Here is a 21,060-nt window from a genome sequence, read left to right on the forward strand (position 1 = left end):
AGCCAGCGCCCACGCGCTGGCTTTATCAGTATCAGGGTCTCAGGCCAGCAGACGCCCTGCGCGGACCCACCAATCAGCATCTACCCCCCGCAGCCAGTCTGCGGCGGCCTGTGCTTCTGCATCTGTTGGGTAAAGACCATAGCAAGTCGCGCCCGAACCAGACATGGCGTGATACAGGGGCGCCGTCTCAGACAACGCATCCAGAACCTCTCCAATCACCGGCTCCAATCGGATCGCTGGCGGTTGAAGATCGTTGCGCTGTGTCTTGAGCCATGCCGCCAGATCGCCAACAGAGTCCCAGGTTGGCAGCTCAGCAGGCATGGCAGGGTTGTCCCGTTTGCCCATCGCGCGAAAAATCGCAGGCGTCGCAACCGACACGCCCGGATTGATGAGCACAATCGCGCAGTCTGGTAGCGGCGACAGACCGTCCAGCCGCTCCCCAATCCCGCGCATCCGCTGCGTGCTCGGCGACATGCAGACCGGCACATCGGCCCCCAGCGGCAGGACCTCCTGCGTGCCCGGCAGGGGTTGCCCCCATAGTTCAGCAAGTGCCCGAAGAGTCGCCGCCGCATCAGAGGACCCACCGCCAATGCCAGATGCAGGCGGCAGGTTTTTCTCCAGTGACAGCGCAGCGCCGCGCGCGGGATCCATCAGCGCCGCGGCCTTCATCATCAGATTGCTGGCATCCACCGGCACGCCTGCTGCCATCGGCCCGGTCACCTGCAGCGATCGCTCATCCGACGAAGCAACCGTGATCCGATCACCGATATCGGCAAAAACCACAAGAGAATCAAGGATGTGATAGCCATCCGCGCGTTGGCCAGTCACATGCAGGGTCAGATTGATTTTGGCCGGGGCAAAGGCCTCAACCGTCATGGGCAACCTTCAAGGGCGCCGCGCCCTCTTCCGCAAGCACCGCATCGAGCCCGGTGTCCAGTTTGCGGCGAATACGCTCTGGGTCGGCCTCGCTGTCAGTATCCTCCGGGTCGATGAAGGATAGCGCCCGCTTCCACTGGAATTCAGCCTCACGGGCCCGGCCAACGGCCCAGTAGACATCGCCAAGATGATCATTGACCACCGGGTCCACCGGCATCAACTCGACGGCAGTCTCCATATGGCCAACCGCCTCTTCATAACGCCCCAGTCGATAAAGCACCCAACCAAGGCTATCGACGATATAGCCTGCATCAGGCCGTGCCGCGACAGCGCGCTCGATCATCGAGAGGGCTTCATCCAGCTTGATCTGCTTTTCCACCAGCGAATAGCCAAGATAGTTCAGCACCTGAGGTTGATCGGGGCGAATATCCAAAGCCGCACGAAAATCGGCCTCTGCCTGCTCCCAGTTTTTCAGCCGCTCATGACAGATTCCGCGGGCATAGAGCAGGAACCAGCGCCCCTCAACGCTCTCATCCATCAGATCCAGCGCGGTATCATAGGCGGTGACCGCGCCGCTATAATCTTCCTGCTGGCGCAGCAGGTCACCCAGATTGGTGTGAACCGGCACTTCCATTGGGAAATCGCGCGCCAACTGCTGCAACACCTCGGCGGCAGCATCCGGCTTGGCTGCACGGCGCAGGGCCTCAGCCCGGCCCAGTTCAGCCGCGTGGTAATCGGGATGGTCGCGCGGCACCTGTTTGTAGAGATCGATCGACAGGGTATAGCGGCCCAATTGGTCAAACAGCTCTGCCGCCAGCAAGAGCGCATCCACGTGATCCTCTCGCAGGGCCGCAGCGACGCGCGCATACATCAGCACATAGTCATCCGCCATCTCACCATTGAGTGCCGCACCCATGGTGAAAAATACTTCGGCAATGCCCTGCTGCGGTGTCGCCGCCAGCGCGTAAGGCAATGTTTCACCGTCCTTCAAGCGGTCCGACAGAGCCGCCAGACCGGGGTCCAGCTGCCCACTGAAAGCCTCGGAAAGGACCTCCAGCGCCTTCTCGTTGCGGCCGAGCTGGGACAGGATTTCAAGCCGTGCGATCACCGCTCGGCGTGAGGTATTGGTCAGCTGCCCCTCATCAGCGGCAAAAAGCGCCTCCGCCCCCTCATAATCGCCAACGGATGCGAGCGCCAAAGCACGGTGATAGCGCGCAAAGAGGCCCAGCCCCTCTTTCTCGCCCAGTTGGTCGAACTGCGCCAGCGCATCATTCACCGATCCGGCGCCAAGATAGGCCCAGCCCAACAACAGCCCATCAACCAGAGCGTTGATTTCATATTGGCCGTCTTGCTGCGAGGTCACGCGCTCAATAATGGTATGGTAGTCCTCTGCCATCACCAGACTGGCGGTCATGACGATATTGGCAACCTGACTGCGCGCGCCCATTTCGGACAGGCGTTCCGCCACTGGCGCTGCCCCTTTGACGTCACCCAGCGCCAGCCGCGCAAAAACCACATGCTCCATCAGCAGCGGGTTCTGCGGATCGCGCACCAACGCCCGATTGTAATAATCTGCCGAGGCCTGGAAATCGCTATCCAATGTCGCCGCCCGCGCCGCCAGATACGCCCCGGCAAGCCCATTTGCATGCGCTGCATTGGCCTGCAAGAACATCGGCAGGGTGGTCGTCGCGGCGAGGGCCGCCGCACATGTCAGGCTGCGAAAGAATCGGACGGGCACGGGGGGCCTCCTCTTTGGTGACTGGTCAATATCTGCCTCGCCACAAAGCGTAGAGCGCCACCCCTTAACACGCAATGGGGCAGCCCGCAGGCTACCCCTATTATTCCGGCAAATACCCGCCGAAACCGCTCGATAAGCGATCACATGTTCGGGTAGTTCGGCCCATCGCCCCCCTGCGGCGTGGTCCAGGTGATATTCTGGCTCGGATCCTTGATGTCACAGGTCTTGCAATGAACACAGTTCTGGAAGTTCACCACGAACTCCGGCTTGCCATCCTTTTCGACCACCTCATAGACACCGGCCGGGCAGTAGCGTTGCGCGGGTTCGGCGAATTTGGGCAGGTTGACACTGATTGGGGTGTCCAGATTGCCCAGACGCAGGTGACAAGGCTGGCTTTCCTCGTGGTTGGTGGCGGCAAAGGCCACGTTGGTCAGCCGATCAAACGACAACACACCATCGGGTTTGGGGTAATCAATCGGCTTATGCTTGGAGGCTTCTTCCGTTGCCTCGGCGTCGTTTTTGCCATGGCCAATCGTGCCGAACAGCGAAAAGCCGAGTGTGTTGGTCCACATATCCAGACCACCGAGCATCAACGATGCAGTGAGGCCCCACTTTGACCACATCGGTTTGACATTGCGCACCTTTTTGAGGTCGGCGCCAATCGCCCCGTCGCGAACGCTGACCTCATAGTCGGCCAGCTCATCGCCCGAACGCTCCGCCTTGATCGCGTCGAAGGCCGCTTCGGCAGCAGCTTTGCCCGACAACATGGCGTTGTGGTTGCCCTTGATGCGCGGCACATTGACCATACCGGCAGAGCAGCCCAGCAGAGCCACACCCGGCGCGACCAGTTTCGGCATGGACTGATAGCCACCTTCGGTGATCGCACGGGCACCGTAGGCGACGCGCTTACCCCCCTTCAGCAACTCAGCCACCATCGGGTGATGCTTGAAGCGCTGGAATTCCATGTAGGGATACAGATGCGGGTTCTTGTAGTTCAGGTGAACCACGAAACCGACATAAACCTGATTGTTGTCGAGATGATAGATGAAGGAACCACCGCCCGCATTGGAGCCCAGCGGCCAGCCCATTGTGTGGGTGACAGAACCCTCTTTGTGCTTGGCGGGGTCGATCTCCCAGATCTCTTTCATGCCAACGCCGTATTTCTGCGGCTCTTTGTCATCAGAGAGGCCGTATTTGGCAATCACTTCCTTGGAGAGCGAACCGCGCACACCTTCGGACAGGAACACATATTTGCCGTGCAGCTCCATGCCCGGTTCGGTGTTGGGACCATAGGAGCCATCAGCTTCCAGACCAAAGACACCGGCAACCACACCTTTGACTTCGCCGTTGTCGCCGTAAACCAGCTCGGAACACGCCATGCCCGGGAAAATCTCGACGCCCAGCTCTTCGGCCTGCTCTGCCATCCAGCGGCAGACGTTGCCCATGGAAACGATGTAGTTGCCGTGGTTGTTCATCAACGGTGGCATGGGGAAGTTGGGGATACGGATCTGACCCGCCTCACCCAGCATGTAGAAATTGTCGTCCTTGACCGGCACGTTCAGCGGCGCGCCTTTGTCCTTCCAGTCAGGGATCAACGCATCCAGACCGCACGGGTCCAACACCGCACCGGAGAGTATGTGCGCGCCCACTTCGGACCCTTTTTCCAGCACCACAACCTGCAGGTCGCTATCCAGTTGCTTCAATCGGATCGCCGCAGACAGACCAGCCGGGCCTGCCCCAACGATCACAACGTCGTATTCCATCGCTTCACGTTCAATCTCGGCCATTGCGGGCTCCTTGGCTGTAGGTCTGGGCCATCCCATGCGGGTGGCGTATCCTTGGCGTAATTTTGTTTCGCGGTTGCTTAGCGGGTGGCAGAGGCACTGGTCAATCCAAACTCTACGTTACACTGCTGTAGAACCCTCAAATGCGACAATTCGAGCGTCAGTTTTCGTCATTTGAAGGAGTATTCCCGTCGTTCATCGTTTCTGAGGGCTTATCCCCCATCAGATAGCGCGGTCCCTGCCCTTTGGCAGCGGCAGCATCATCCGGGTTGTACAGCTTGCAGGTGGGCAAAGACAGACAGCCGCAACCAATGCAGCCATCCAGATTATCGCGCAAACGCTCCAGCGTTTCGATTCGGGCATCCAGATGGCTGCGAAAAGCAGCGGACAGATCGGTCCAGTCGGCCTTGGTCGGGGTACGCCCCCCCGGCAGGCTTTTCAGAAAGTCGCGGATCTCCGGCAGTGTGAAGCCAAACTTCTGCGCGATCATAATAAAACTCAACCGCCGCAGATCCGCCCGGTGAAACCGCCGCTGCCCACCCGTATTGCGCCAAGGCTCAACCAGCCCCTGTGCCTCATAGTAGCGAATTGCCGACACCGCGAGGCCCGTGCGCTCCGCCAGATAGCCGATGGTCAACCCGTGAGATGCAGCCATGAGATACTCCCTTACAGCCCCGGAGATTTCGTAACGCCTTAGCCTGCGGGCTCAGAAAAATCAGAAAACACCAAAAAAATGCTTGAGCTAAAGTTAGGTTTAGAAATTACAACTCAATCAGGCAAGAGAAAACACAAAGGAGCCTGACATGACCGTACGTCTTGAACACGCAAACATCACCGTGTCCTCTCCCGAGACCACCGCAGCATGGATGCAGGATGTGTTTGGCTGGCACATTCGCTGGCAGGGGGAGGCCATTAGCGGCGGCTACAGCCTGCATGTGGGCGAGGCTGACAGCTATTTGGCACTGTACTGCCCCCCAGAACCCCTGGCCAAAGCCCCGACCAGCTACACCGTAAACGGAGGGCTCAACCATATCGCCGTTGTTGTCGACGATTTGGACGCCGTCGAAACACGGGTTCGCGCGGCTGGCTTCATCCCGGGCGAGCATCACGACTATGAACCGGGTCGCAGGTTCTATTTCCGCGACCGGGACAATATCGAATTCGAGGTGGTTCAATATGATGCTTGATCTCCTTTGGCACAGCAGCCACCCGCGCGCGGTTTTACCCACCCAGCGGCGGCACCCCGCCCCGACGATATTGTCGCAGCAGCGCGCGACGACACGCCAGCTGCCACGGATCCGACGCTCTTCCACGATCAGCCGTCTGATCAGCTTACTGCAAGGGCTGGATCCCCGGCCACGGGTGCCCCGCCACAGCATCACCGGCAAAACATCCAGTCTGCCTGAGGTTCCCTGACCGCACCAAGACGCCGCCGCGATGAAGACAAAAGCGGACCGAAGTCGGCCGACACATTGCGAGTTTCTCGCCAAATCTCCGTCCGGGGGCGTCTAAAAAAGCGGAGTTTTCCGCCTGTTGGCATGAAATCGCTGTGGACAGGCAACCCCGCCCTCTTGCATTCGGCGGCAGGATTGGGTCAGGTAAATACGACACAACCGGTTTGTCCCGCTGTCAGTTCGGCAGTGGGACAACCGGTTTTCCTATAGACGCGAACCGCCACGGCTGGTGGCCAAACCTGACACGATATCTGGACACAGACATGGAAAAGATCCCGATGACCCCCACGGGTCACGCCGCCCTCGAAACTGAGCTGAAGACCCTGAAATCGGTGGAACGCCCGGCGATCATCAAGGCCATCGCCGAAGCCCGCGAGCTGGGCGACCTGTCGGAGAACGCCGAATACCATTCCGCGCGCGAAAAACAGTCCTTCATCGAAGGCCGTATCAAAGAGCTGGAGGGCATCCTGTCGCTGGCCGATGTGATCAACCCGGCAAAGCTCTCCGGTGCAATCAAGTTCGGCGCCAAGGTCACCGTCGTCGACGAAGACACTGACGAAGAGAAGACCTGGCAAATCGTCGGCGAACATGAGGCCAATATCGAAGCCGGTCTTTTGAACATCAAATCCCCCATCGCCCGTGCCCTGATCGGCAAGGAAGAAGGCGACAGCGTCGAAGTCCGCACCCCCGGTGGGGATCGCGCTTATGAGATCCTCAAGATCATCTACGCTTAACATACAGCAGCGGCGTGGCGCGCCATACAGGCGCCCCGCCAATCTCTCCCAGCCGCCGCACACTGCGGCATATGCCAACCCATCTCGCCCCTGTTTCCGAGCAACAGTATGACCCGTTCCAGTTCCCCAGCCGCAACGCCGCCCACCAGCGCCCTAGAGGCACCACCGGAACGCCCGGTCTTTGGCCTGATCGAAGCTGCGGCACTCGGGCTCAGCGCCCTGTGGTTTCTGGCAATCGTCGCGATTTTTGTATTGGGTGGCACAGCAGATGCGCCAGCAGCGGGATGGCCGGATATTCTGCTGCGAATCGTCGCGGTGATCCTGCCGGTGCTACTGATCTGGGTGGGCGCCATCGCCCTGCGCTCAGCGCAGGTGATGCGAGATGAATCACAACGGCTCCACGCGGCCATCGACGGGATGCGCAACGCCTATATTGCCCATGCTCAACAGGCGGCCTCGGTTGCCGAACCTTCAGTGACCCGCAAGCTGGATGAAATCGCCGCCGCGACCCGCAAGACAGAAACCGCGCTTGCCACATTCCAGACCAGCCGCCGAGCCCGGCCGATGCCGGGGATCTCCACGACTGCCGCAGCAGGGGGCGAGACGACCGATCAGGGGCTTCTGGCACTTGGTACCCCCGCCGAGGATCTGGCCACTCCGCTGCCCTCTGCCCAGTTGATCCGTGCGCTGAATTTTCCGGAAACCGCAGAGGATGAGGAAGGGTTTGCCGCGCTGCGTCTGGCCCTGCAGGACCGTAAGGCCGCACAGATCATTCAGGCCGCACAAGATGTGCTGACACTGCTCAGCCAAGACGGCATCTATATGGATGATCTGCGCCCCGATATGGCGCGTCCGGAAATCTGGCGTCAGTTCGCACAAGGTGCCCGTGGCCGCGCGGTCGCAGCCTTGGGCGGGGTGCGGGATCGCAGTTCACTCGCGCTCACGAACGCGCGGATGAAACAGGATCCGATCTTCCGTGATGCCGCACATCACTTCCTGCGCCGTTTTGACCAGATGCTAGCCGAGTTTGAGGACGACGCCAGCGATGCAGAGATTTCGTCACTGGGCGAAACCCGCACTGCCCGCGCCTTCATGCTGTTGGGGCGTGTTGCTGGCACCTTCGACTAGACCCGCGCGGGTTAGAGGCCGAAACTGGCGTAGGGTATGAAACGCACCGGGTCACCGGGTTCGATCGTGGCCGCGCCATCCGCCAATTCAACCAGCCCCTCCGCCCAGCTGAGCGAACTGACCCGTCCTGAGCCTTCGGATTTGAACACCTCAACCTTGCCATCCCGCACACGGGCACGCAGATATTCCCGCCGCCCTGGCTTTTTCCGCTTATGAAAGGCGGCCGGTAAGTCAAAGCCCTGCGGCTCAACCCAGCGCGCACCCGCCATCAACCCCATGGATGGACGTGCAAAAATCAATGTACAGACCAATGCCGCGACCGGATTGCCCGGCAAACCAAACACCGGCACCCCCTGCCACATCCCCAGCGCCAGTGGCCGGCCCGGCTTCAACGCAATCCGCCATTGCTGCATGGCACCGCTCTCCCGCAACAATGCCGACATATGATCCTCATCCCCCGCAGAGGCACCGCCGCTGGTCAAGATCACATCAACCTGTGTCGCCGCACGATCCAGACAGTTGCGCAACGCTGCGCGATCATCTGGCGCTTTTCCCAGATCCACCGCGACAAATCCCATTTGGGCCAACAAAGCCAACAACATCGGACGATTGGCATCATAGATCTGCCCTGCCGCCGCAGGCTCTCCCGGCTCCACCAGTTCATCACCCGTAGAGAGAACACCAACCCGCAGCAGCTCCCGCACTGGAAGTTCGGACAAGCCCGTCGCCGAGGTCAGCGCCAGATCCGCAGGTGTGATCACCCGCCCCTTGGACAGGATCAGATCACCCGCAGCCGCATCTTCACCAGCCTTGCGGGTATTGACGCCACGCTTGAGCGGCCCCTGAAACGCGATCTGAGCGCCCTCCCTGCTGACATCCTCCTCAAGGATCACGGTATCCACCCCTTGCGGCAGGGCAGCCCCCGTCAGGATACGAATGGCCTGCCCAGCGGCGACCTCCCCCTCATAGGACAGACCCGCCGCCGCCCGCCCCTCACAAAGAGGCAAGACCTGTGGCCCCTCTCCGGCAGGGCCTGCAAACCCGTAGCCATCCACCGCCGTATTCGGTTGCGGCGGGTTGCTGCGAAGAGCAAACACATCCTCCGCCAAAACCCGGCCCAGACATTGCCCCAACGGTCGCACCGCAGCAGCAGTCACCACTGTCAGGTTTTGCCGCAGATGATCCAGTGCCGCATCAACCGGTGTCCAGTCGACACCAGCGGGCAAGGCAAAACAATCATTGCGTAAAGGCGGCGGGGCAAGGGTCATAGTTGGTCCACTCCCAGGATCCAGCCCTCTTCGGGCGCGGTGACGGTCAACAGCCGCTGTAATTCTGCCATGGGTAGGCCCGCAAGTTCCAGCGCCAGCTTGTGCACCTGCCAGGCATCCTTGATCCAGTGGTCTGGCCCCGGCCCAGCCAGCAATGTCGGCCAGATTTCAACCAGCGCCACTGGTTTGTCCAGCGGTTCAAACGGCCAGACCGCGACCTGACCAGCAAAGCGGCGACGCAGGCGCTCCAAAACCGGCAGACCCATCATCACCTGACTGCCAACCGCTCCTGCACCGGACATTTGCCAGCAGGTGAAACTGCCCTTGGCATGATGTTCAACCGCGCGGCGCTCAGGAAACGGATTGCGGTAGTTGTCTTTCTTGCGTGGCAACCCCGGAATATCGCGTTTTAGACCATTGGCCCAGAACGGCCCCAAACCACCAAACCGCCGGTTGATGCTCCCGGCGAGATCAAACCGATTGTTGTCCCCCGGCGCATCCTCGATGCGCGTCTCAAACCAGTGCCAGAGGTCAAGCGGATCATCCGAGTCGGTCAGCGCGCGACAAAATCCAGCCGGGTAGCCAAAAGGGAAATCGAACCCAAGCATTAATCTGCGCCCGGCAGTCAGTTCGACCCCGATCAGATCGGTCAGCCAATCCTCTGCCAGTTGACGATTGCGCAGATACACAGGGGCATCCGCAGCACCGTCACGATGGACGCTGGCCCAGATCGCATCCTTGCAAGGCGTTGCACCCCGGTCGTTGCCACCCGACCAGTCCACCATGGCAAAGCTCTGCCAGTGGTTCACCGGGCAATCTCCCCCGCAATGAAATCGGCAATCGCTGCGGTATCATCCAGATCAAAAACTGGTCGGTCCAGATCCAGCGGGATGTCACTCGCCACGGCGCGGATGGTGGAATCTTCAGGCGCGATGAGAGGCTGCCCCGCCGCCGTACGATAGGCCTCTATCTTCGGATGGGCCTCACGTTTGAACCCTTCGACCAGTACCAGATCCACCGGGCGCAACCGGGCCAGCAATTCGGTAAACTCCGGCTCAGGCGCACCGCGCAGCTCCTGCATGATGGCCATCCGATTGGGCGAAGCCAGAATAACCTCAGCCGCTCCAGCCGTTCGGTGACGATAGCTGTCGGTCCCCGGCTGATCCACATCCGTGCTGTGATGGGCATGTTTCAGCGTCGAGACGCTGAGGCCGCGCCGACAGAATTCAGCGACCAATCGCTCCATCAACCCGGTCTTGCCGCAGTTCTTCCAACCCGTGACACCATAGATCTTCATCGCAGCAATGCCTCCGCCCGCACCAGATCATCCGGCGTATTGACGTTGAAAAACGGATCAAACGGGTCTGCATCAAACAGCGCTTCGCGACCATCATGGCGGTCGGTCCAGAGCACAACCTTGCGCAGGCCATCTTGCAAGGCCGCGCGTAGATCATCGCGCAGGGCCACCGGCCAGAGGCCAAAGGTCGGATGTCGGTTTACCCGGCTGCGCCCTCCGGATTTCAGCTCTTCTCCCGTCCGCGGCGTCGTCGCGAGTACCAGTGGATGCATCTGCCCGGCGGCGCTTTCGCTCAGCCGAGCAACGAGGTCCTGCGGGAAAAAGGGCGTATCGGCCGCGACGGTCACGATGCTGTCAGCCCCCTGTTCCGCAGCCCAGTCCAGTCCCGCCAGCACCCCGGCCAGAGGGCCAGCGAATCCGGCGATACTGTCAGCGACCACCGGCAGTTCCAGATCGGCGAAACGCGCCGCATCACCGTTGGCATTCAGCGCCATATGCGCGACCTGCGGCGACAGGCGATCAATCACGTGACGGATCAGGCTGCACCCGCCAACCTGCAAGCGCCCTTTGTCGCCACCGCCCATGCGGGTCGCGAGACCTCCTGCGAGGATGATGCCCAAGGGTCCGTTTTGTCTCATGACATCTCCTCTTTGCGCGCGAAATGACGTGGTTTCATAAGCGTACCCCGTATCGAGAGCACTTATCGTTCGGCGCTCTTGCGCCGATGCGCCTTGGCCTCTGCGGGCACATTGGCCGGATCCATATCCCGGATCAGCCGCGCCTCACCCGACAAACAGATGAACCGCTGCCCGCGCATCCGGCCGATAAGTGTCAGGCCCAGTTCCTGTGCGATCTCCACGCCCCAAGCGGTGAAGCCGGAGCGCGACACCAGCACCGGGATCCCCATCATCGCGGTCTTGATCACCATCTCCGAGGTAAGCCGTCCGGTCGTATAGAGGATCTTGTCAGAGACCTCTGCATCCGTGCTCTGGATCCAGCCCGCGATCTTATCCACGGCATTATGCCGCCCGACATCCTCCATATAGACCAGAGGGCGATCTTCTTGGCACAGCACCGTGCCGTGAATGGCGCCTGCCTCAAGATAGAGCGAAGGGGTGCGGTTGATCTTGTGGGCCAGCGCATAAAGCCAGGAGCTGCGCACGGGTGTCTGCGGCAACACGACCCCCTCAAGCCCCTCCATCATGTCGCCAAAAACCGTCCCAACTGCGCAGCCTGATGTGCGGGTCTTTTTCTGCAGCTTGTCCTCATAGGAGGTCTCAACCGCAGTTCGAACCACCACCGTCTCCAGTTCTTCGTCATAGTCGATGGCGGTAATCTCATCACCTGGGTGCAACATGCCCTGATTGCGCAGAAAGCCAAGCGCCAGATACTCAGGATAATCCCCGATGGTCATCGCCGTCACGATTTCCTGACGGTTGAGGTAGATCGTCAACGGCCGTTCCTCCACCACCGAGATTTCTGTTGCCGTGCCGGTGTGGTCGACCCCCTGAACCGCCCGCGTCAGCCGCGCATCTGCAGGCGCAGGGGCAATCACATATTCTGCCAATACCGACGCCAAGTCAGAGCCTTCCTCAGCCATCATCAATTGCAAACCTCCCTCGGCGAGCTTATGCCATCTGAGCAGTAACCTAGGACCAGACCATGGCAATCACCACCACGAAATCGGCTTTTTGGAAGGGGTTTCGCGATGGCGCGCCCTTCCTTCTGGTCTCGGGACCATTTGGGCTGCTGTTTGGCGTTCTCGCCGCCGAAGCGGGACTGATTGTCCCCGAAGCCATGATCTTTTCGCTCTCGGTCTTTGCCGGGTCAGCACAGTTCACAGCCCTGCAGCTGATGGAAGAGAATACACCTGTGCTGATCATTCTGATCTCAGCGCTGGCCGTGAACCTGAGGGTCGCGATGTATTCGGCATCTCTCACACCGTATCTCGGCGGTGCCCCGTTGTGGCAGCGTGCCTGTGCAGCTTACCTGACCGTTGATCAGTCTTATGCGCTCTCCATTGTGCAGTTTGAAACCTACCCGCAGATGACCCTGTCGCAACGCATGGCGTATTTTTTTGGCACCAACGGATGCGTGGCGCCGGGCTGGATGATTGCCACCTATATCGGCGCCTTGGTAGGCGCTCAGATCCCGGCCAGCTGGGGGCTCGACTTTGTACTGCCGCTGGCGTTTCTGGCTATGATCGGGCCAATGCTGCGCACGCCAGCCCATGTTGTTGCCTGTTTCGCCGCCGTCGCCACGGCTCTGCCTGCGACTGCCCTGCCCTATAATCTTGGCCTGATTGTTGCAGGCCTCGTCGGCATGATGGCCGGTGCCCAGACCAAGGTCTGGCTGGAGCGCCGCCAAACTGCAAAGGATCCATCATGACACAGGCCCCCGATCCGACCCTGCTCTGGACCATTATCATTGGTCTGGCCATCGGCAGTTTCGCCCTGCGGTTTGCCTTTATCGGGCTGATGGGCGGGCGCAGCATGCCGCCCTGGCTGATGCGCCACCTGCGGTACACTGCGGTAGCGATCATTCCGGCGCTAGTGACACCTCTCGTGGTCTGGCCAACCCCAACGGGCGGCACGCCCAGCCTTCCGCATCTGGCAGTTGCGGCAGCGGTTTTCGCACTCGGCTACTGGACGCGAAATGTTCTGATCGCCATGGGCAGCGGCGCGATCGGCTTTCTGCTGCTGTTCCTGTTTTCAGCCTGATCCATTCCGACCAAAAACAAAAGCCGCAGACGATGCTGCGGCTTTTCGCTATCTTCGGTCGTGGCAAGCGCCGAGGGGATCAACCGCCCGCGTTCAGCGCGGCGTTGTTCTTCGCCAGCCCTTCTTGCAGATCTGCGCTGTCATTCTCCCGGTAACGCTCCGTCGTGACACCCGGCAATGCCCCGAACTGCTCAGACAGTTTGCCCGGATAGAAAGTCACATCCAGTGTCTCGAGCCCCGGAACCTGTTTCAGAATGGACGCCGTCGCATTGGCGCAGAACGCCCCCGGTACACGCCCGTTCGCCCGGACCAGCTGATAGGCCCGTTGCGCTTGCTCCGGTGTCACCTCGAGCCGCTGCACCACCACATGATGCGTGCTACGTGCATGAGACCCGCGATAGGCTTTTTCTACTCCCGGCGTAATGCCAAACAGCACATCGTCGCGCTCTGGCACCACATCGGCATAAAATGAGCCCGCCGGATCAAAAATCACCCGTTCGGAGGCGTTGACCATAAGCGACGTATGCGCGCCCTTGCCGGTGCGATTGTTGATCATGGTGTACAGCGTCAACGCAGGCGGACCATTGTGACGATAGGCCACCCGCTCAAGCGTGGCGTCATCGGCATTGGGCTGCTGCTGGGCCGCGCAAGCCGTCAGCGCGGCAACCACCACACCAAGCGCAGCAAACCGCAATCCGGTCGACAGCCGCCGGATACCGGAACGCACGTTAAGATCAGAACCGCTCACGAGGGTGATCAGGTCGCGAAGATTGCAAGGAACACAGCAAAGAGCAGCGCCGCAATGCAGAACCGAGTGGTAAATTTGAGGAAGCCTTCGTAGGTCTTTTCCTGAACGGTAATATCCATCGAACCGTGCTTATGGTCAGCCATATGTCCATTCCTATACGCGTCTGTTTTCCGCTGAATACTGGATTTCGAAGACCCTGTCACCACGTCAATCGGGCGCAGCCGGGTCAAATCAGCGGGTGAAATTGCCACGGCAGGGCCGGTAGCCATACCCCCAACGCCAACTCAACCCCGAGCAGGGCGCGCCGCCGAATCGCACGGCCGCGTAGATCGCCGTCGCCACTGGTGACGCAAGATTGGCGATTGTGGGTTCTTTGCCGCTGAGGTTCGTCTCTACGCAGCGGCGCAGAGCCTGATCCGCAGCCAACCGCGCCCGTTGGCTGACCGCCGCCAGCACCGCCTCTTCCCATGCGATTGGATCTGCACCACCAATCCCCGCAGCGTTGTGATAAAGCTGGTCATGGGCAATGCAGCAGGCCTCAAACGGCGGGCCACCATCAGCACCGGACCTTCCGCTCATCTGCCGCCAGATCGCCGACAAACCACCGCTACACCCATCCGTGGTGAACGGCACTGTCTCACCCCCAGCCGCTGCGACCTCCTGCATCAGCGCGTGATGTGCGGCGCGCTCCAAGCGCTCCCAATAACCGTCTGGCCTGTCCGTATCCGCAGCAATAGCGCTGGCGGCGACGCAGCAAAACAACGCAACGCCGCCCCACAGGGATAGTGTAACGCGAATATCAGGTCTCAGACCCGTCGCCCTCAAGGTCAGACACCAGACGGAAACCGATCCGATTGGCAGGGGCGGCCTCATTGCGTTTTGGCAGGGCCCGCAACATCACATTGAGCTGGCTAACATGCTGCACCAGCTGAGTCCGCGCACCGCTGGAATCGCTGCCGTAATATGTGATGATATCGGGGTCAAAATACCCCATACCTTCAATCCGCATCACCCCGGCATCGCCACCGGCAAAGCCCATCGCGACCTCATGCTCCCCGTCCAGCTGCTCCTCGAAATTCTTGATATAGAGGATCAGTCGCTCATAGGCCCAGCGTGCGGCGCTCTTGTCTGCGACGGGTTTCTGCAACGGCTCAGGCAGCTTCTCGATGCCTGTACAGGCATCAGGATCGGCATGAACCTCATGCACACAGGGCAGAACAGCCGCCTCGGCGGCCTCGGCGCTTGTTGCGATTTCATCTGTCATGATCTCTCCCTTTCCAGGGGTCGATCACCCCTTGCGCTGGTAGAGCCAGGCCCCGTCAGCCCGGCGGCTGCGGTCCACCTGACCCAGATGGTACAGATGATTTACATGGGCCACCGCCTCGACCAAAGCAAGCCCGTATTCCCCGCCCCCGATCTTGCGCTTGAACAACGGAGCAAAACACTCTGCCGCAGTCCTCGGCTCATCAAGGTGATCGAGCAACCGCGCCAGCGCGCCGTGGTGATTGTCAATGAGCTGCGCCATGCGATGCGGCAGGCCCAGAAACGGCAGTTTATGCCCACCCAAGGCGAGTTGATCCGGCCGGGTAAGCGGTGCCAGACGTTCACAGGCCTCCAGCCATTCCGCCACCGGATCCGCCATCGGCTCGGTCGCGTAGACACCGATATTGGGGCTAATCGACGAGAGGATCTGATCCCCTGTGATCACCAGATTGTCATCACGGCTCCAGAAGGTTGCATGCTCTGGCGCGTGGCCATTGCCCATATGCACATCCCAGTCGCGCCCGCCCATGCGGAACACATCGCCCTGTTTGATACGAGTAAATCCAAGCGGCATGGGATAGACCGTATCAGCAAAATTGAATGGCCGCTCCGCCACCCGTGCGTCGTAGATCGCCGGATCCATCCCGGCGCTGCGATAAAACGCCAGCGTCTCCTCCGGCCAGCTTTTCTGCACATCCAGCGTCAGCATCCGTGCAAACAGCCAGGCCGTCCGTGTCGTGACCAATTCCGCGCCATGCTCCGACTGGAACCACCCCGCATTGCCGATGTGATCCGGATGATGATGCGTCACGACCACCCGGCGAACCGGTTTGCCACCCAACGGCCCCGCCATCAGCTGTTCCCAGATCCGACGGGTCTTGTTCGACGACATACCCGTGTCAACGATGGTCCAGCCATCGCCGTCGTCCAGCGCATAGACGTTCACGTGATCCAGTTTCATCGGCAGTGGCAGGCGCATCCAGAGGACGCCCTCAACCACTTCAATCGCTTCGCCCTGCGCGGGAGGTTCACTCCATGGGCCATCGGGGCGTGGGCTGGTCATCCGTCGGCCAACTCATCCAGGGTCAGCGCCCGTGCGCCATCTGCCCCCGCCTGCGCATGCGCCAGCAACGCAGCATGTTCCGGCAACATCCGGTTGATGTAGAAGCGCGCAAGCTTCTCACGCGGCCCGCCCAGATCCGCCATCGCCGCCGCCAAATGGTAATGCCCGCCCAGAACCCGTGCAAAAGCATGCAGATAAGGCACAGCCCCGGCAAAACGCACGTCCAGATCATCCTGTGCTGTCAGCCATTCGGTCGCCTCGCGCAGAGATTCGCAGGCCTGCCAGACCGCCTCTGCCATATTCGGATGGGTGGTGCGGGCGCGTTCGGCCTGTTCCTCGATCTCGTCAATCAACCGGTGCGCCATGTCGCCACCGTCCATCATCTTGCGACCCACCAGATCCATCGCCTGAATGCCGTTGGTGCCTTCGTAGATCGCCGTCACCCGCACATCGCGGTAGAATTGCGCCGCGCCGGTTTCTTCAATGAACCCCATGCCACCGTGCACCTGCACCCCGGCTTCCGAAACCCGCATTCCGGTTTCCGTGCCAAAACTCTTGGCGATCGGCGTCAGGAAAGCCGCCCGCGCGGCCCAGTCCTGCGCACCGGTGGCCGTCTGCATATCAATCGCCTGCGAACACGCCAGAAGGATCGCGCGCGCGGCAAAGAGATCCGCCTTCATCTCCATCAGCATCCGGCGCACATCCGCATGATCGACAATGGTGCCAGACGCAGAATTGCCCTGTTTGCGCTCAAGCGCATAGGCCAGCGCCTTTTGATAGGCCGCGCCGGCAATGCCAACGCCCTGACCACCAACGCCAAGACGGGCATTGTTCATCATCGTGAACATCGCCGCCAGACCACCGCCCGGCTGACCGACCATCCAGCCAATAGCACCATCATATTGCATCACACAGGTGGGTGAGCCATGCAGACCCATCTTGTGCTCAAGGCTCACCACCTTCAGATCATTGGCCTTGCCGGGATTGCCCTCGGTGTCCGGCAGATACTTTGGCACCAGAAACAGGGAAATCCCCTTGGTGCCCGGCGCCGCATCAGGTAGGCGCGCCAGCACCAGATGGCAGATATTGCCCGCAAAATCATTGTCGCCCCAAGAAATGTAAATCTTCTGCCCGCTGATCGCGTAGGTGCCGTCGTCCAACGGCTCCGCCTTGGAGCTGAGCGCGCCCACATCGGACCCCGCCTGCGGTTCGGTCAGGTTCATGGTGCCGGACCACTCGCCTGAGATCAGCTTCGGCAGATACAGCGCCTTGATCTCATCGCTGGCGTGATGTTCCAGCGCCTCGATCTGGCCCTGGCTCATCAGTGGCGCCAGTTGCAGCGACAGGCAGGCGCCCGACATCATTTCATTCACGGCGGTGGTCAGGGTCATCGGCAGTCCCATGCCGCCAAACGCCTCAGAGGCGCTCATCCCGATCCAGCCCCCCTCGGAGATCGCCTGCCACCCTTCGGCATAGCCCGGCGATGTGCGCAGCACCCCGTTGTCCAGATGCGCCGGCTGGAGGTCACCATCACGGTTCAACGGCGCCATGACCTCATCACAGAACTTCCCCGCCTCGGTCAGGATCGCCGTTACGACGTCATCGCTCGCTTCACCAAAGCGGTCGGTGGCAGCGATTTCATTGAAACCGATGATATGTTCGAGGAGAAACTGATACTCGGGAACCGGGGCGCGGAAGGTCATGTCTGGCCTCTTTCAGAGAGAGCTGTTCGGGGCAGTCTTGGCATCATTGCCCCAAACCTTTATGTTGGTTGTCTTGTTCGATTACCTAATCGGGCCCTGTTTTCAAGCAACCAAAACGCCGCGTCACCAGCCATGTCCAGCCCAACAACCCGCCTCCTGACCGCCCAGCCGCAGGAAATCAGCACCGCTGCGGACCTGTTGAAGGAGGGCAAGCTTGTCGCCTTTCCGACAGAAACCGTCTACGGACTGGGCGCCGACGCGCGCCAGACCGACGCGGTTGAGGCGCTTTATGCCGCCAAGGGACGCCCCAGCTTCAATCCGCTGATCGCGCATGTCCATTCGGTCGAAACCGCTCAGCGCCATGTGATCTGGTCCGATATCGCCGACAGGCTGGCGGACGCCTTCTGGCCCGGCCCGCTGACCTTGGTCCTGCCGCTGCGCGAGGACCACGGTATTTCGCCTTTGGTCACCGCCGGGCTGAGCACCCTTGGCATCCGTATTCCTGCCCATCCCGCCGCCCGCGCGCTGCTGTCGGTACTGGATGGGCCGGTCGCGGCGCCTTCGGCCAATCCGTCTGGCAGGATCAGCCCGACCACCGCCGCCCATGTTATCGCCGGTCTCGATGGGCGGATCGCTGCGGTTGTTGATGACGGCCCCTGCGGCGTTGGTGTGGAATCAACAATCATCGGACTGGCCACTGGCACGCCCTTGTTGCTGCGGCCCGGAGGGCTGGCCACCGAAGAGATTGAGGCCGTTCTGGGCCAGCCTTTGCACCTGCGCGATGCCAGCGATCCGCTGACTGCGCCGGGCCAGCTGCTGTCACATTACGCCCCCCGCGCCAGCGTCCGCCTGAACGTCACGGCCCCGCAGGACGGTGAACTCTACCTTGGTTTCGGCGCCATGGAATGTGATTTGAACCTCTCCGCCAGCGGTGACCTGCGCGAGGCGGCCGCGCAATTGTTTGGCCATCTGCACCGCCTTGATGCCAGAGCGCTGCCCATCGCTGTCGCCCCCATCCCGGAGACCGGGCTGGGCGTTGCCATCAACGACCGCCTGCGCCGCGCTGCTGCGCCGCGCTGATCGGCAAGACCCAAACGTCAGCGTGTCTGGAACGGTCAGGCGTGACCGGCACTGGTAGACAGGGTCAAAGGATCAACCCCCAGCGACCGCAAGGCCGCCTCCCATTTGGTGATATCATCCAGATCAAACACCAGTTCCGGTGTTGCCGGAGCGGTGAGCCAGCCATTATTGGCAATCTCCGTCTCCAGCTGCCCCGGCCCCCAACCTGCATACCCCAGCATCACCATGACCTGCTCAGGTCCGCGTCCCATCGCGATATCTTCCAAAACATCCACGGTCGCCGTCATTGAGAACGCCTCCGCCACCCGCAGAGAACTGACGTTGGATTTATATTCAGGTGAATGCAGCACAAAACCACGCTGCGTCTCAACCGGGCCCCCAAAACGGACCGGCAGGGCCGCCTCTTCTGCACTGCGCGGTGTGATGTCCAACTGTTCCAGAAGATTGGACAAATCGACACCCGCTGCGGGCTTGTTCACGATCAACCCCATTGCGCCATCATCTTCATGTGAGCACAGCAAGATCAGCGAATGCTCAAACCTCGGGTCACCGATGCCGGGCATCGCAATCAGCAGTTCGCCGGTAAGATCCATATGAATCTGTCGTCCTTTTTGTAATTGCCGTCATCCGCAGTGCGGCGACGGGCCTGCCCTTTCACAATGGCCACCCACAGCGAGAGGTTCAAGGCCAAGCCGTGCCAAAGCGTCAGCCCGCAAGCGCTGACCGGAACGTGACTTGGCATTTCAGGCGGAATTGCGCATCTAACATGACATGACGACACATCCGTTTCTCTCTGCTTTCGCGACTGCTGCCAGATCACTGGCGAAGGGTCTTTGCACACTGCTTGGGCTGGGGCTTGTGGCCTTGCCTGCCAGCACCTCGGCCGAACAAATGTCCGATATCGTGCAGATCGAAGTGCTGGATGGCGGCCCGACCCGGCGCGGCACCCATATGGGCGCATTGCGACTGACACTCTCGGAGGGCTGGAAAACCTACTGGCGCGCACCCGGTGACGCAGGCATCCCGCCCCGATTCAGCTGGCGGGGATCGCGCAACGTCGGTGCGGTTGAAATCCGCTGGCCCACGCCCGAGGTTTTCCTGACCTCCGGATTTCGCACCATCGGCTACCATGATCAACTGGTGCTTCCGATTGAAATCACCCCCGCCAAACCCGGTCAGCCACTGCGACTGAAAGGCCGGATGGAACTCGGTGTCTGCAAAGATGTCTGTGTCCCCTCGGAACTGCGCTTTGATCGCCCACTTCAACCCGACAGCCGCCGCAATCCGGCGATTGTTGCAGCGCTGGCGGATCGCCCATGGTCGGCGAAAGAGGCCGGCGTGCAGGCCGCAACCTGTGCGATCACCCCCAGCCGCTACGGCATGGAGCTGGTCGCTCGGATCACCATGCCCAGCGCCGGCGGCGATGAGGTCGTGGTGGTTGAACCGGGTCCTCCCACCTTGGTGACGACCGAGACGACAACCACCCGGCAGGGTCGCCATCTGACCGCCAAAACCGAGATCATCTCGGCTGAGGGTGGCCCCTTCGCAGTTGATCGCTCGCAGATGCGGTTTACCGTGCTGGGCCGCAACCACGCGGTGGACATTCAAGGCTGCACCCGACACTAATAAGGGGATTATCAGCCGGATCGGATCCAGCCATGCCCAACGATGCAGCCATCCCCGATAGCTCCAGCGGTCAAAATCAGCCCCCGCGCCCGGTCCTTGGCGCCCTTGCGGTGGTCTGCCGCGCAGGTCAGGGCGGCGATCAGGTCATCCTCATCCAGCGCAAATCGCCCCCGAATGCGGGCTGGTGGGGATTCCCCGGCGGCCATGTCGAACTGGGAGAGACGGCGATGCAAGCTGCCGCCCGTGAACTGCTAGAAGAAACCGGCGTCATCGCAACCCCGCGCGAGGTGCTGACCCATGTCGATGTCATGCTGCGCGATGAGGCCGGCAAGGTACACCGACAGTATCTCTTGGTCGCCGTGCTCTGTGATTACATCTCAGGTCAACCAACCCCGGACGATGATGCCCTGCAGGCGCAATGGGTGCCAGTCGCCGATCTGACCAACCGTTTTGGCGCGACCCCTGACCGTATGCTGATCGATCAGGTGGCGGAGGTCGCCGCACTTGCCCAAGAACAGCAGCATAGCGCAACAAGCGCCTGACCTCCATTACGCAGGCCGAACCGGTGGGGCAGCCGA

At 61.0% G+C, this 21,060-nt stretch carries 24 protein-coding genes; 8 read left to right on the top strand and 16 right to left on the bottom strand.

Annotated features, from left to right (window positions below):
* Nucleotides 1-39 precede the first annotated feature (39 nt).
* The 4 genes from GAL_RS15505 to soxR all read right to left on the bottom strand — a co-directional run bounded on the left by GAL_RS15505 (nt 40) and on the right by soxR (nt 5,053).
* Nucleotides 40-876, bottom strand: coding sequence for a 4-(cytidine 5'-diphospho)-2-C-methyl-D-erythritol kinase (locus tag GAL_RS15505; protein WP_024098509.1), 837 nt, complete (start codon nt 874-876; stop codon nt 40-42).
* Nucleotides 866-2,614, bottom strand: a complete 1,749-nt coding sequence (locus tag GAL_RS15510; RefSeq protein ID WP_024098510.1) for a tetratricopeptide repeat protein — start codon at nt 2,612-2,614, stop codon at nt 866-868. Before GAL_RS15510 ends, GAL_RS15505 begins: the two co-directional genes overlap by 11 nt.
* 140 nt (nt 2,615-2,754) lie before the next feature.
* Nucleotides 2,755-4,401 carry an electron transfer flavoprotein-ubiquinone oxidoreductase gene (locus tag GAL_RS15515; protein WP_024098511.1) on the bottom strand — a complete coding sequence of 549 codons (1,647 nt, stop codon included), beginning with the start codon at nt 4,399-4,401 and terminating at the stop codon, nt 2,755-2,757.
* A gap of 157 nt (nt 4,402-4,558) precedes the next feature.
* The gene (soxR, locus tag GAL_RS15520) at nt 4,559-5,053 is read right to left on the bottom strand and encodes a redox-sensitive transcriptional activator SoxR (RefSeq protein WP_024098512.1); all 495 of its coding nucleotides are present in this window, start codon (nt 5,051-5,053) and stop codon (nt 4,559-4,561) included.
* Between the two features lie 148 nt (nt 5,054-5,201).
* On the opposite strand from soxR, the gene GAL_RS15525 reads away from it, so the two are divergent.
* The 3 genes from GAL_RS15525 (at nt 5,202) to GAL_RS15535 (ending at nt 7,714) form a co-directional block, all read left to right on the top strand.
* The gene (locus GAL_RS15525; RefSeq protein WP_024098513.1) at nt 5,202-5,585 is read left to right on the top strand and encodes a VOC family protein; all 384 of its coding nucleotides are present in this window, start codon (nt 5,202-5,204) and stop codon (nt 5,583-5,585) included.
* A 530-nt stretch (nt 5,586-6,115) separates the two neighbouring features.
* Complete coding sequence (gene greA / locus GAL_RS15530) at nt 6,116-6,586, top strand: transcription elongation factor GreA (protein ID WP_024098515.1); 471 nt, start codon at nt 6,116-6,118, stop codon at nt 6,584-6,586.
* 108 nt (nt 6,587-6,694) lie between these two features.
* Entirely contained in the window at nt 6,695-7,714 is a 1,020-nt protein-coding gene (locus GAL_RS15535; RefSeq protein WP_024098516.1) for a hypothetical protein, read from the top strand.
* An 11-nt stretch (nt 7,715-7,725) separates the two neighbouring features.
* Here GAL_RS15535 and GAL_RS15540 read toward each other — a convergent pair whose 3' ends face one another.
* From GAL_RS15540 to GAL_RS15560, 5 genes are all read right to left on the bottom strand, one after another.
* A complete protein-coding gene (locus GAL_RS15540) occupies nt 7,726-8,982 on the bottom strand; it encodes a molybdopterin-binding protein (RefSeq protein WP_024098517.1) in 1,257 nt (418 codons plus the stop codon).
* Nucleotides 8,979-9,791, bottom strand: coding sequence for a hypothetical protein (locus GAL_RS15545; protein WP_024098518.1), 813 nt, complete (start codon nt 9,789-9,791; stop codon nt 8,979-8,981). The genes GAL_RS15540 and GAL_RS15545 overlap by 4 nt, the downstream gene beginning before the upstream one ends.
* Complete coding sequence (mobB, locus tag GAL_RS15550) at nt 9,788-10,279, bottom strand: molybdopterin-guanine dinucleotide biosynthesis protein B (protein ID WP_024098519.1); 492 nt, start codon at nt 10,277-10,279, stop codon at nt 9,788-9,790. The genes GAL_RS15545 and mobB overlap by 4 nt, the downstream gene beginning before the upstream one ends.
* Nucleotides 10,276-10,917, bottom strand: coding sequence for a molybdenum cofactor guanylyltransferase MobA (gene mobA / locus GAL_RS15555; RefSeq protein ID WP_024098520.1), 642 nt, complete (start codon nt 10,915-10,917; stop codon nt 10,276-10,278). The genes mobB and mobA overlap by 4 nt, the downstream gene beginning before the upstream one ends.
* Nucleotides 10,918-10,979: 62 nt before the next feature.
* A complete protein-coding gene (locus GAL_RS15560; protein WP_024098521.1) occupies nt 10,980-11,882 on the bottom strand; it encodes a formate dehydrogenase accessory sulfurtransferase FdhD in 903 nt (300 codons plus the stop codon).
* A gap of 59 nt (nt 11,883-11,941) precedes the next feature.
* Between GAL_RS15560 and GAL_RS15565 the strand changes: the two genes are divergently transcribed.
* Both GAL_RS15565 and GAL_RS15570 read left to right on the top strand, forming a co-directional pair.
* Nucleotides 11,942-12,667, top strand: a complete 726-nt coding sequence (locus GAL_RS15565; RefSeq protein ID WP_024098522.1) for an AzlC family ABC transporter permease — start codon at nt 11,942-11,944, stop codon at nt 12,665-12,667.
* The gene (locus tag GAL_RS15570) at nt 12,664-12,999 is read left to right on the top strand and encodes an AzlD domain-containing protein (protein WP_024098523.1); all 336 of its coding nucleotides are present in this window, start codon (nt 12,664-12,666) and stop codon (nt 12,997-12,999) included. The genes GAL_RS15565 and GAL_RS15570 overlap by 4 nt, the downstream gene beginning before the upstream one ends.
* Before the next feature lie 79 nt (nt 13,000-13,078).
* Here the strand turns inward: GAL_RS15570 and GAL_RS15575 are convergent, their stop codons facing one another.
* The 6 genes from GAL_RS15575 to GAL_RS15600 all read right to left on the bottom strand — a co-directional run bounded on the left by GAL_RS15575 (nt 13,079) and on the right by GAL_RS15600 (nt 17,776).
* Nucleotides 13,079-13,747 carry a hypothetical protein gene (locus tag GAL_RS15575; protein WP_024098524.1) on the bottom strand — a complete coding sequence of 223 codons (669 nt, stop codon included), beginning with the start codon at nt 13,745-13,747 and terminating at the stop codon, nt 13,079-13,081.
* A gap of 8 nt (nt 13,748-13,755) precedes the next feature.
* Nucleotides 13,756-13,890: an aa3-type cytochrome c oxidase subunit IV gene (locus GAL_RS15580; protein ID WP_024098525.1), complete on the bottom strand. Its 135-nt coding sequence runs from the start codon at nt 13,888-13,890 to the stop codon at nt 13,756-13,758.
* An 88-nt stretch (nt 13,891-13,978) separates the two neighbouring features.
* Nucleotides 13,979-14,440 carry a hypothetical protein gene (locus GAL_RS15585; RefSeq protein ID WP_244462765.1) on the bottom strand — a complete coding sequence of 154 codons (462 nt, stop codon included), beginning with the start codon at nt 14,438-14,440 and terminating at the stop codon, nt 13,979-13,981.
* A gap of 106 nt (nt 14,441-14,546) precedes the next feature.
* A complete protein-coding gene (locus GAL_RS15590) occupies nt 14,547-15,011 on the bottom strand; it encodes a DUF6173 family protein (RefSeq protein ID WP_024098527.1) in 465 nt (154 codons plus the stop codon).
* A gap of 24 nt (nt 15,012-15,035) precedes the next feature.
* Nucleotides 15,036-16,073 (bottom strand): MBL fold metallo-hydrolase, encoded by a 1,038-nt coding sequence (locus GAL_RS15595; protein ID WP_024098528.1) that lies wholly within the window; start codon nt 16,071-16,073, stop codon nt 15,036-15,038.
* Entirely contained in the window at nt 16,070-17,776 is a 1,707-nt protein-coding gene (locus GAL_RS15600) for an acyl-CoA dehydrogenase (protein ID WP_024098529.1), read from the bottom strand. Before GAL_RS15600 ends, GAL_RS15595 begins: the two co-directional genes overlap by 4 nt.
* 132 nt (nt 17,777-17,908) lie before the next feature.
* On the opposite strand from GAL_RS15600, the gene GAL_RS15605 reads away from it, so the two are divergent.
* Nucleotides 17,909-18,856 (top strand): L-threonylcarbamoyladenylate synthase, encoded by a 948-nt coding sequence (locus GAL_RS15605; protein WP_024098530.1) that lies wholly within the window; start codon nt 17,909-17,911, stop codon nt 18,854-18,856.
* 35 nt (nt 18,857-18,891) lie between these two features.
* Here the strand turns inward: GAL_RS15605 and GAL_RS15610 are convergent, their stop codons facing one another.
* Entirely contained in the window at nt 18,892-19,449 is a 558-nt protein-coding gene (locus GAL_RS15610; protein WP_024098531.1) for a YqgE/AlgH family protein, read from the bottom strand.
* A gap of 178 nt (nt 19,450-19,627) precedes the next feature.
* On the opposite strand from GAL_RS15610, the gene GAL_RS15615 reads away from it, so the two are divergent.
* On the top strand, nt 19,628-20,482 hold the full coding sequence (locus GAL_RS15615; protein WP_024098532.1) for a protein-disulfide reductase DsbD domain-containing protein: 855 nt from the start codon (nt 19,628-19,630) through the stop codon (nt 20,480-20,482).
* 32 nt (nt 20,483-20,514) lie between these two features.
* Nucleotides 20,515-21,024, top strand: coding sequence for an NUDIX hydrolase (locus tag GAL_RS15620; protein WP_024098533.1), 510 nt, complete (start codon nt 20,515-20,517; stop codon nt 21,022-21,024).
* Nucleotides 21,025-21,060: the final 36 nt, after the last annotated feature.

This window comes from Phaeobacter gallaeciensis DSM 26640 (assembly GCF_000511385.1).
Taxonomy (GTDB): Bacteria; Pseudomonadota; Alphaproteobacteria; order Rhodobacterales; family Rhodobacteraceae; genus Phaeobacter; species Phaeobacter gallaeciensis.

Excerpts from the sequence above, each read along its gene's own strand:
- GAL_RS15505 (WP_024098509.1), bottom strand. The coding sequence starts at position 876 with ATGACGGTTGAGGCCTTTGCCCCGGCCAAAATCAATCTGACCCTGCAT.
- GAL_RS15515 (WP_024098511.1), bottom strand. The coding sequence starts at position 4,401 with ATGGCCGAGATTGAACGTGAAGCGATGGAATACGACGTTGTGATCGTT.
- soxR (WP_024098512.1), bottom strand. The coding sequence starts at position 5,053 with ATGGCTGCATCTCACGGGTTGACCATCGGCTATCTGGCGGAGCGCACG.
- GAL_RS15525 (WP_024098513.1), top strand. The coding sequence starts at position 5,202 with ATGACCGTACGTCTTGAACACGCAAACATCACCGTGTCCTCTCCCGAG.
- greA (WP_024098515.1), top strand. The coding sequence starts at position 6,116 with ATGGAAAAGATCCCGATGACCCCCACGGGTCACGCCGCCCTCGAAACT.
- GAL_RS15535 (WP_024098516.1), top strand. The coding sequence starts at position 6,695 with ATGACCCGTTCCAGTTCCCCAGCCGCAACGCCGCCCACCAGCGCCCTA.
- GAL_RS15540 (WP_024098517.1), bottom strand. The coding sequence starts at position 8,982 with ATGACCCTTGCCCCGCCGCCTTTACGCAATGATTGTTTTGCCTTGCCC.
- mobB (WP_024098519.1), bottom strand. The coding sequence starts at position 10,279 with ATGAAGATCTATGGTGTCACGGGTTGGAAGAACTGCGGCAAGACCGGG.
- mobA (WP_024098520.1), bottom strand. The coding sequence starts at position 10,917 with ATGAGACAAAACGGACCCTTGGGCATCATCCTCGCAGGAGGTCTCGCG.
- GAL_RS15560 (WP_024098521.1), bottom strand. The coding sequence starts at position 11,882 with ATGATGGCTGAGGAAGGCTCTGACTTGGCGTCGGTATTGGCAGAATAT.
- GAL_RS15565 (WP_024098522.1), top strand. The coding sequence starts at position 11,942 with ATGGCAATCACCACCACGAAATCGGCTTTTTGGAAGGGGTTTCGCGAT.
- GAL_RS15570 (WP_024098523.1), top strand. The coding sequence starts at position 12,664 with ATGACACAGGCCCCCGATCCGACCCTGCTCTGGACCATTATCATTGGT.
- GAL_RS15580 (WP_024098525.1), bottom strand. The coding sequence starts at position 13,890 with ATGGCTGACCATAAGCACGGTTCGATGGATATTACCGTTCAGGAAAAG.
- GAL_RS15590 (WP_024098527.1), bottom strand. The coding sequence starts at position 15,011 with ATGACAGATGAAATCGCAACAAGCGCCGAGGCCGCCGAGGCGGCTGTT.
- GAL_RS15595 (WP_024098528.1), bottom strand. The coding sequence starts at position 16,073 with ATGACCAGCCCACGCCCCGATGGCCCATGGAGTGAACCTCCCGCGCAG.
- GAL_RS15600 (WP_024098529.1), bottom strand. The coding sequence starts at position 17,776 with ATGACCTTCCGCGCCCCGGTTCCCGAGTATCAGTTTCTCCTCGAACAT.
- GAL_RS15605 (WP_024098530.1), top strand. The coding sequence starts at position 17,909 with ATGTCCAGCCCAACAACCCGCCTCCTGACCGCCCAGCCGCAGGAAATC.
- GAL_RS15610 (WP_024098531.1), bottom strand. The coding sequence starts at position 19,449 with ATGGATCTTACCGGCGAACTGCTGATTGCGATGCCCGGCATCGGTGAC.
- GAL_RS15615 (WP_024098532.1), top strand. The coding sequence starts at position 19,628 with ATGACGACACATCCGTTTCTCTCTGCTTTCGCGACTGCTGCCAGATCA.
- GAL_RS15620 (WP_024098533.1), top strand. The coding sequence starts at position 20,515 with ATGCCCAACGATGCAGCCATCCCCGATAGCTCCAGCGGTCAAAATCAG.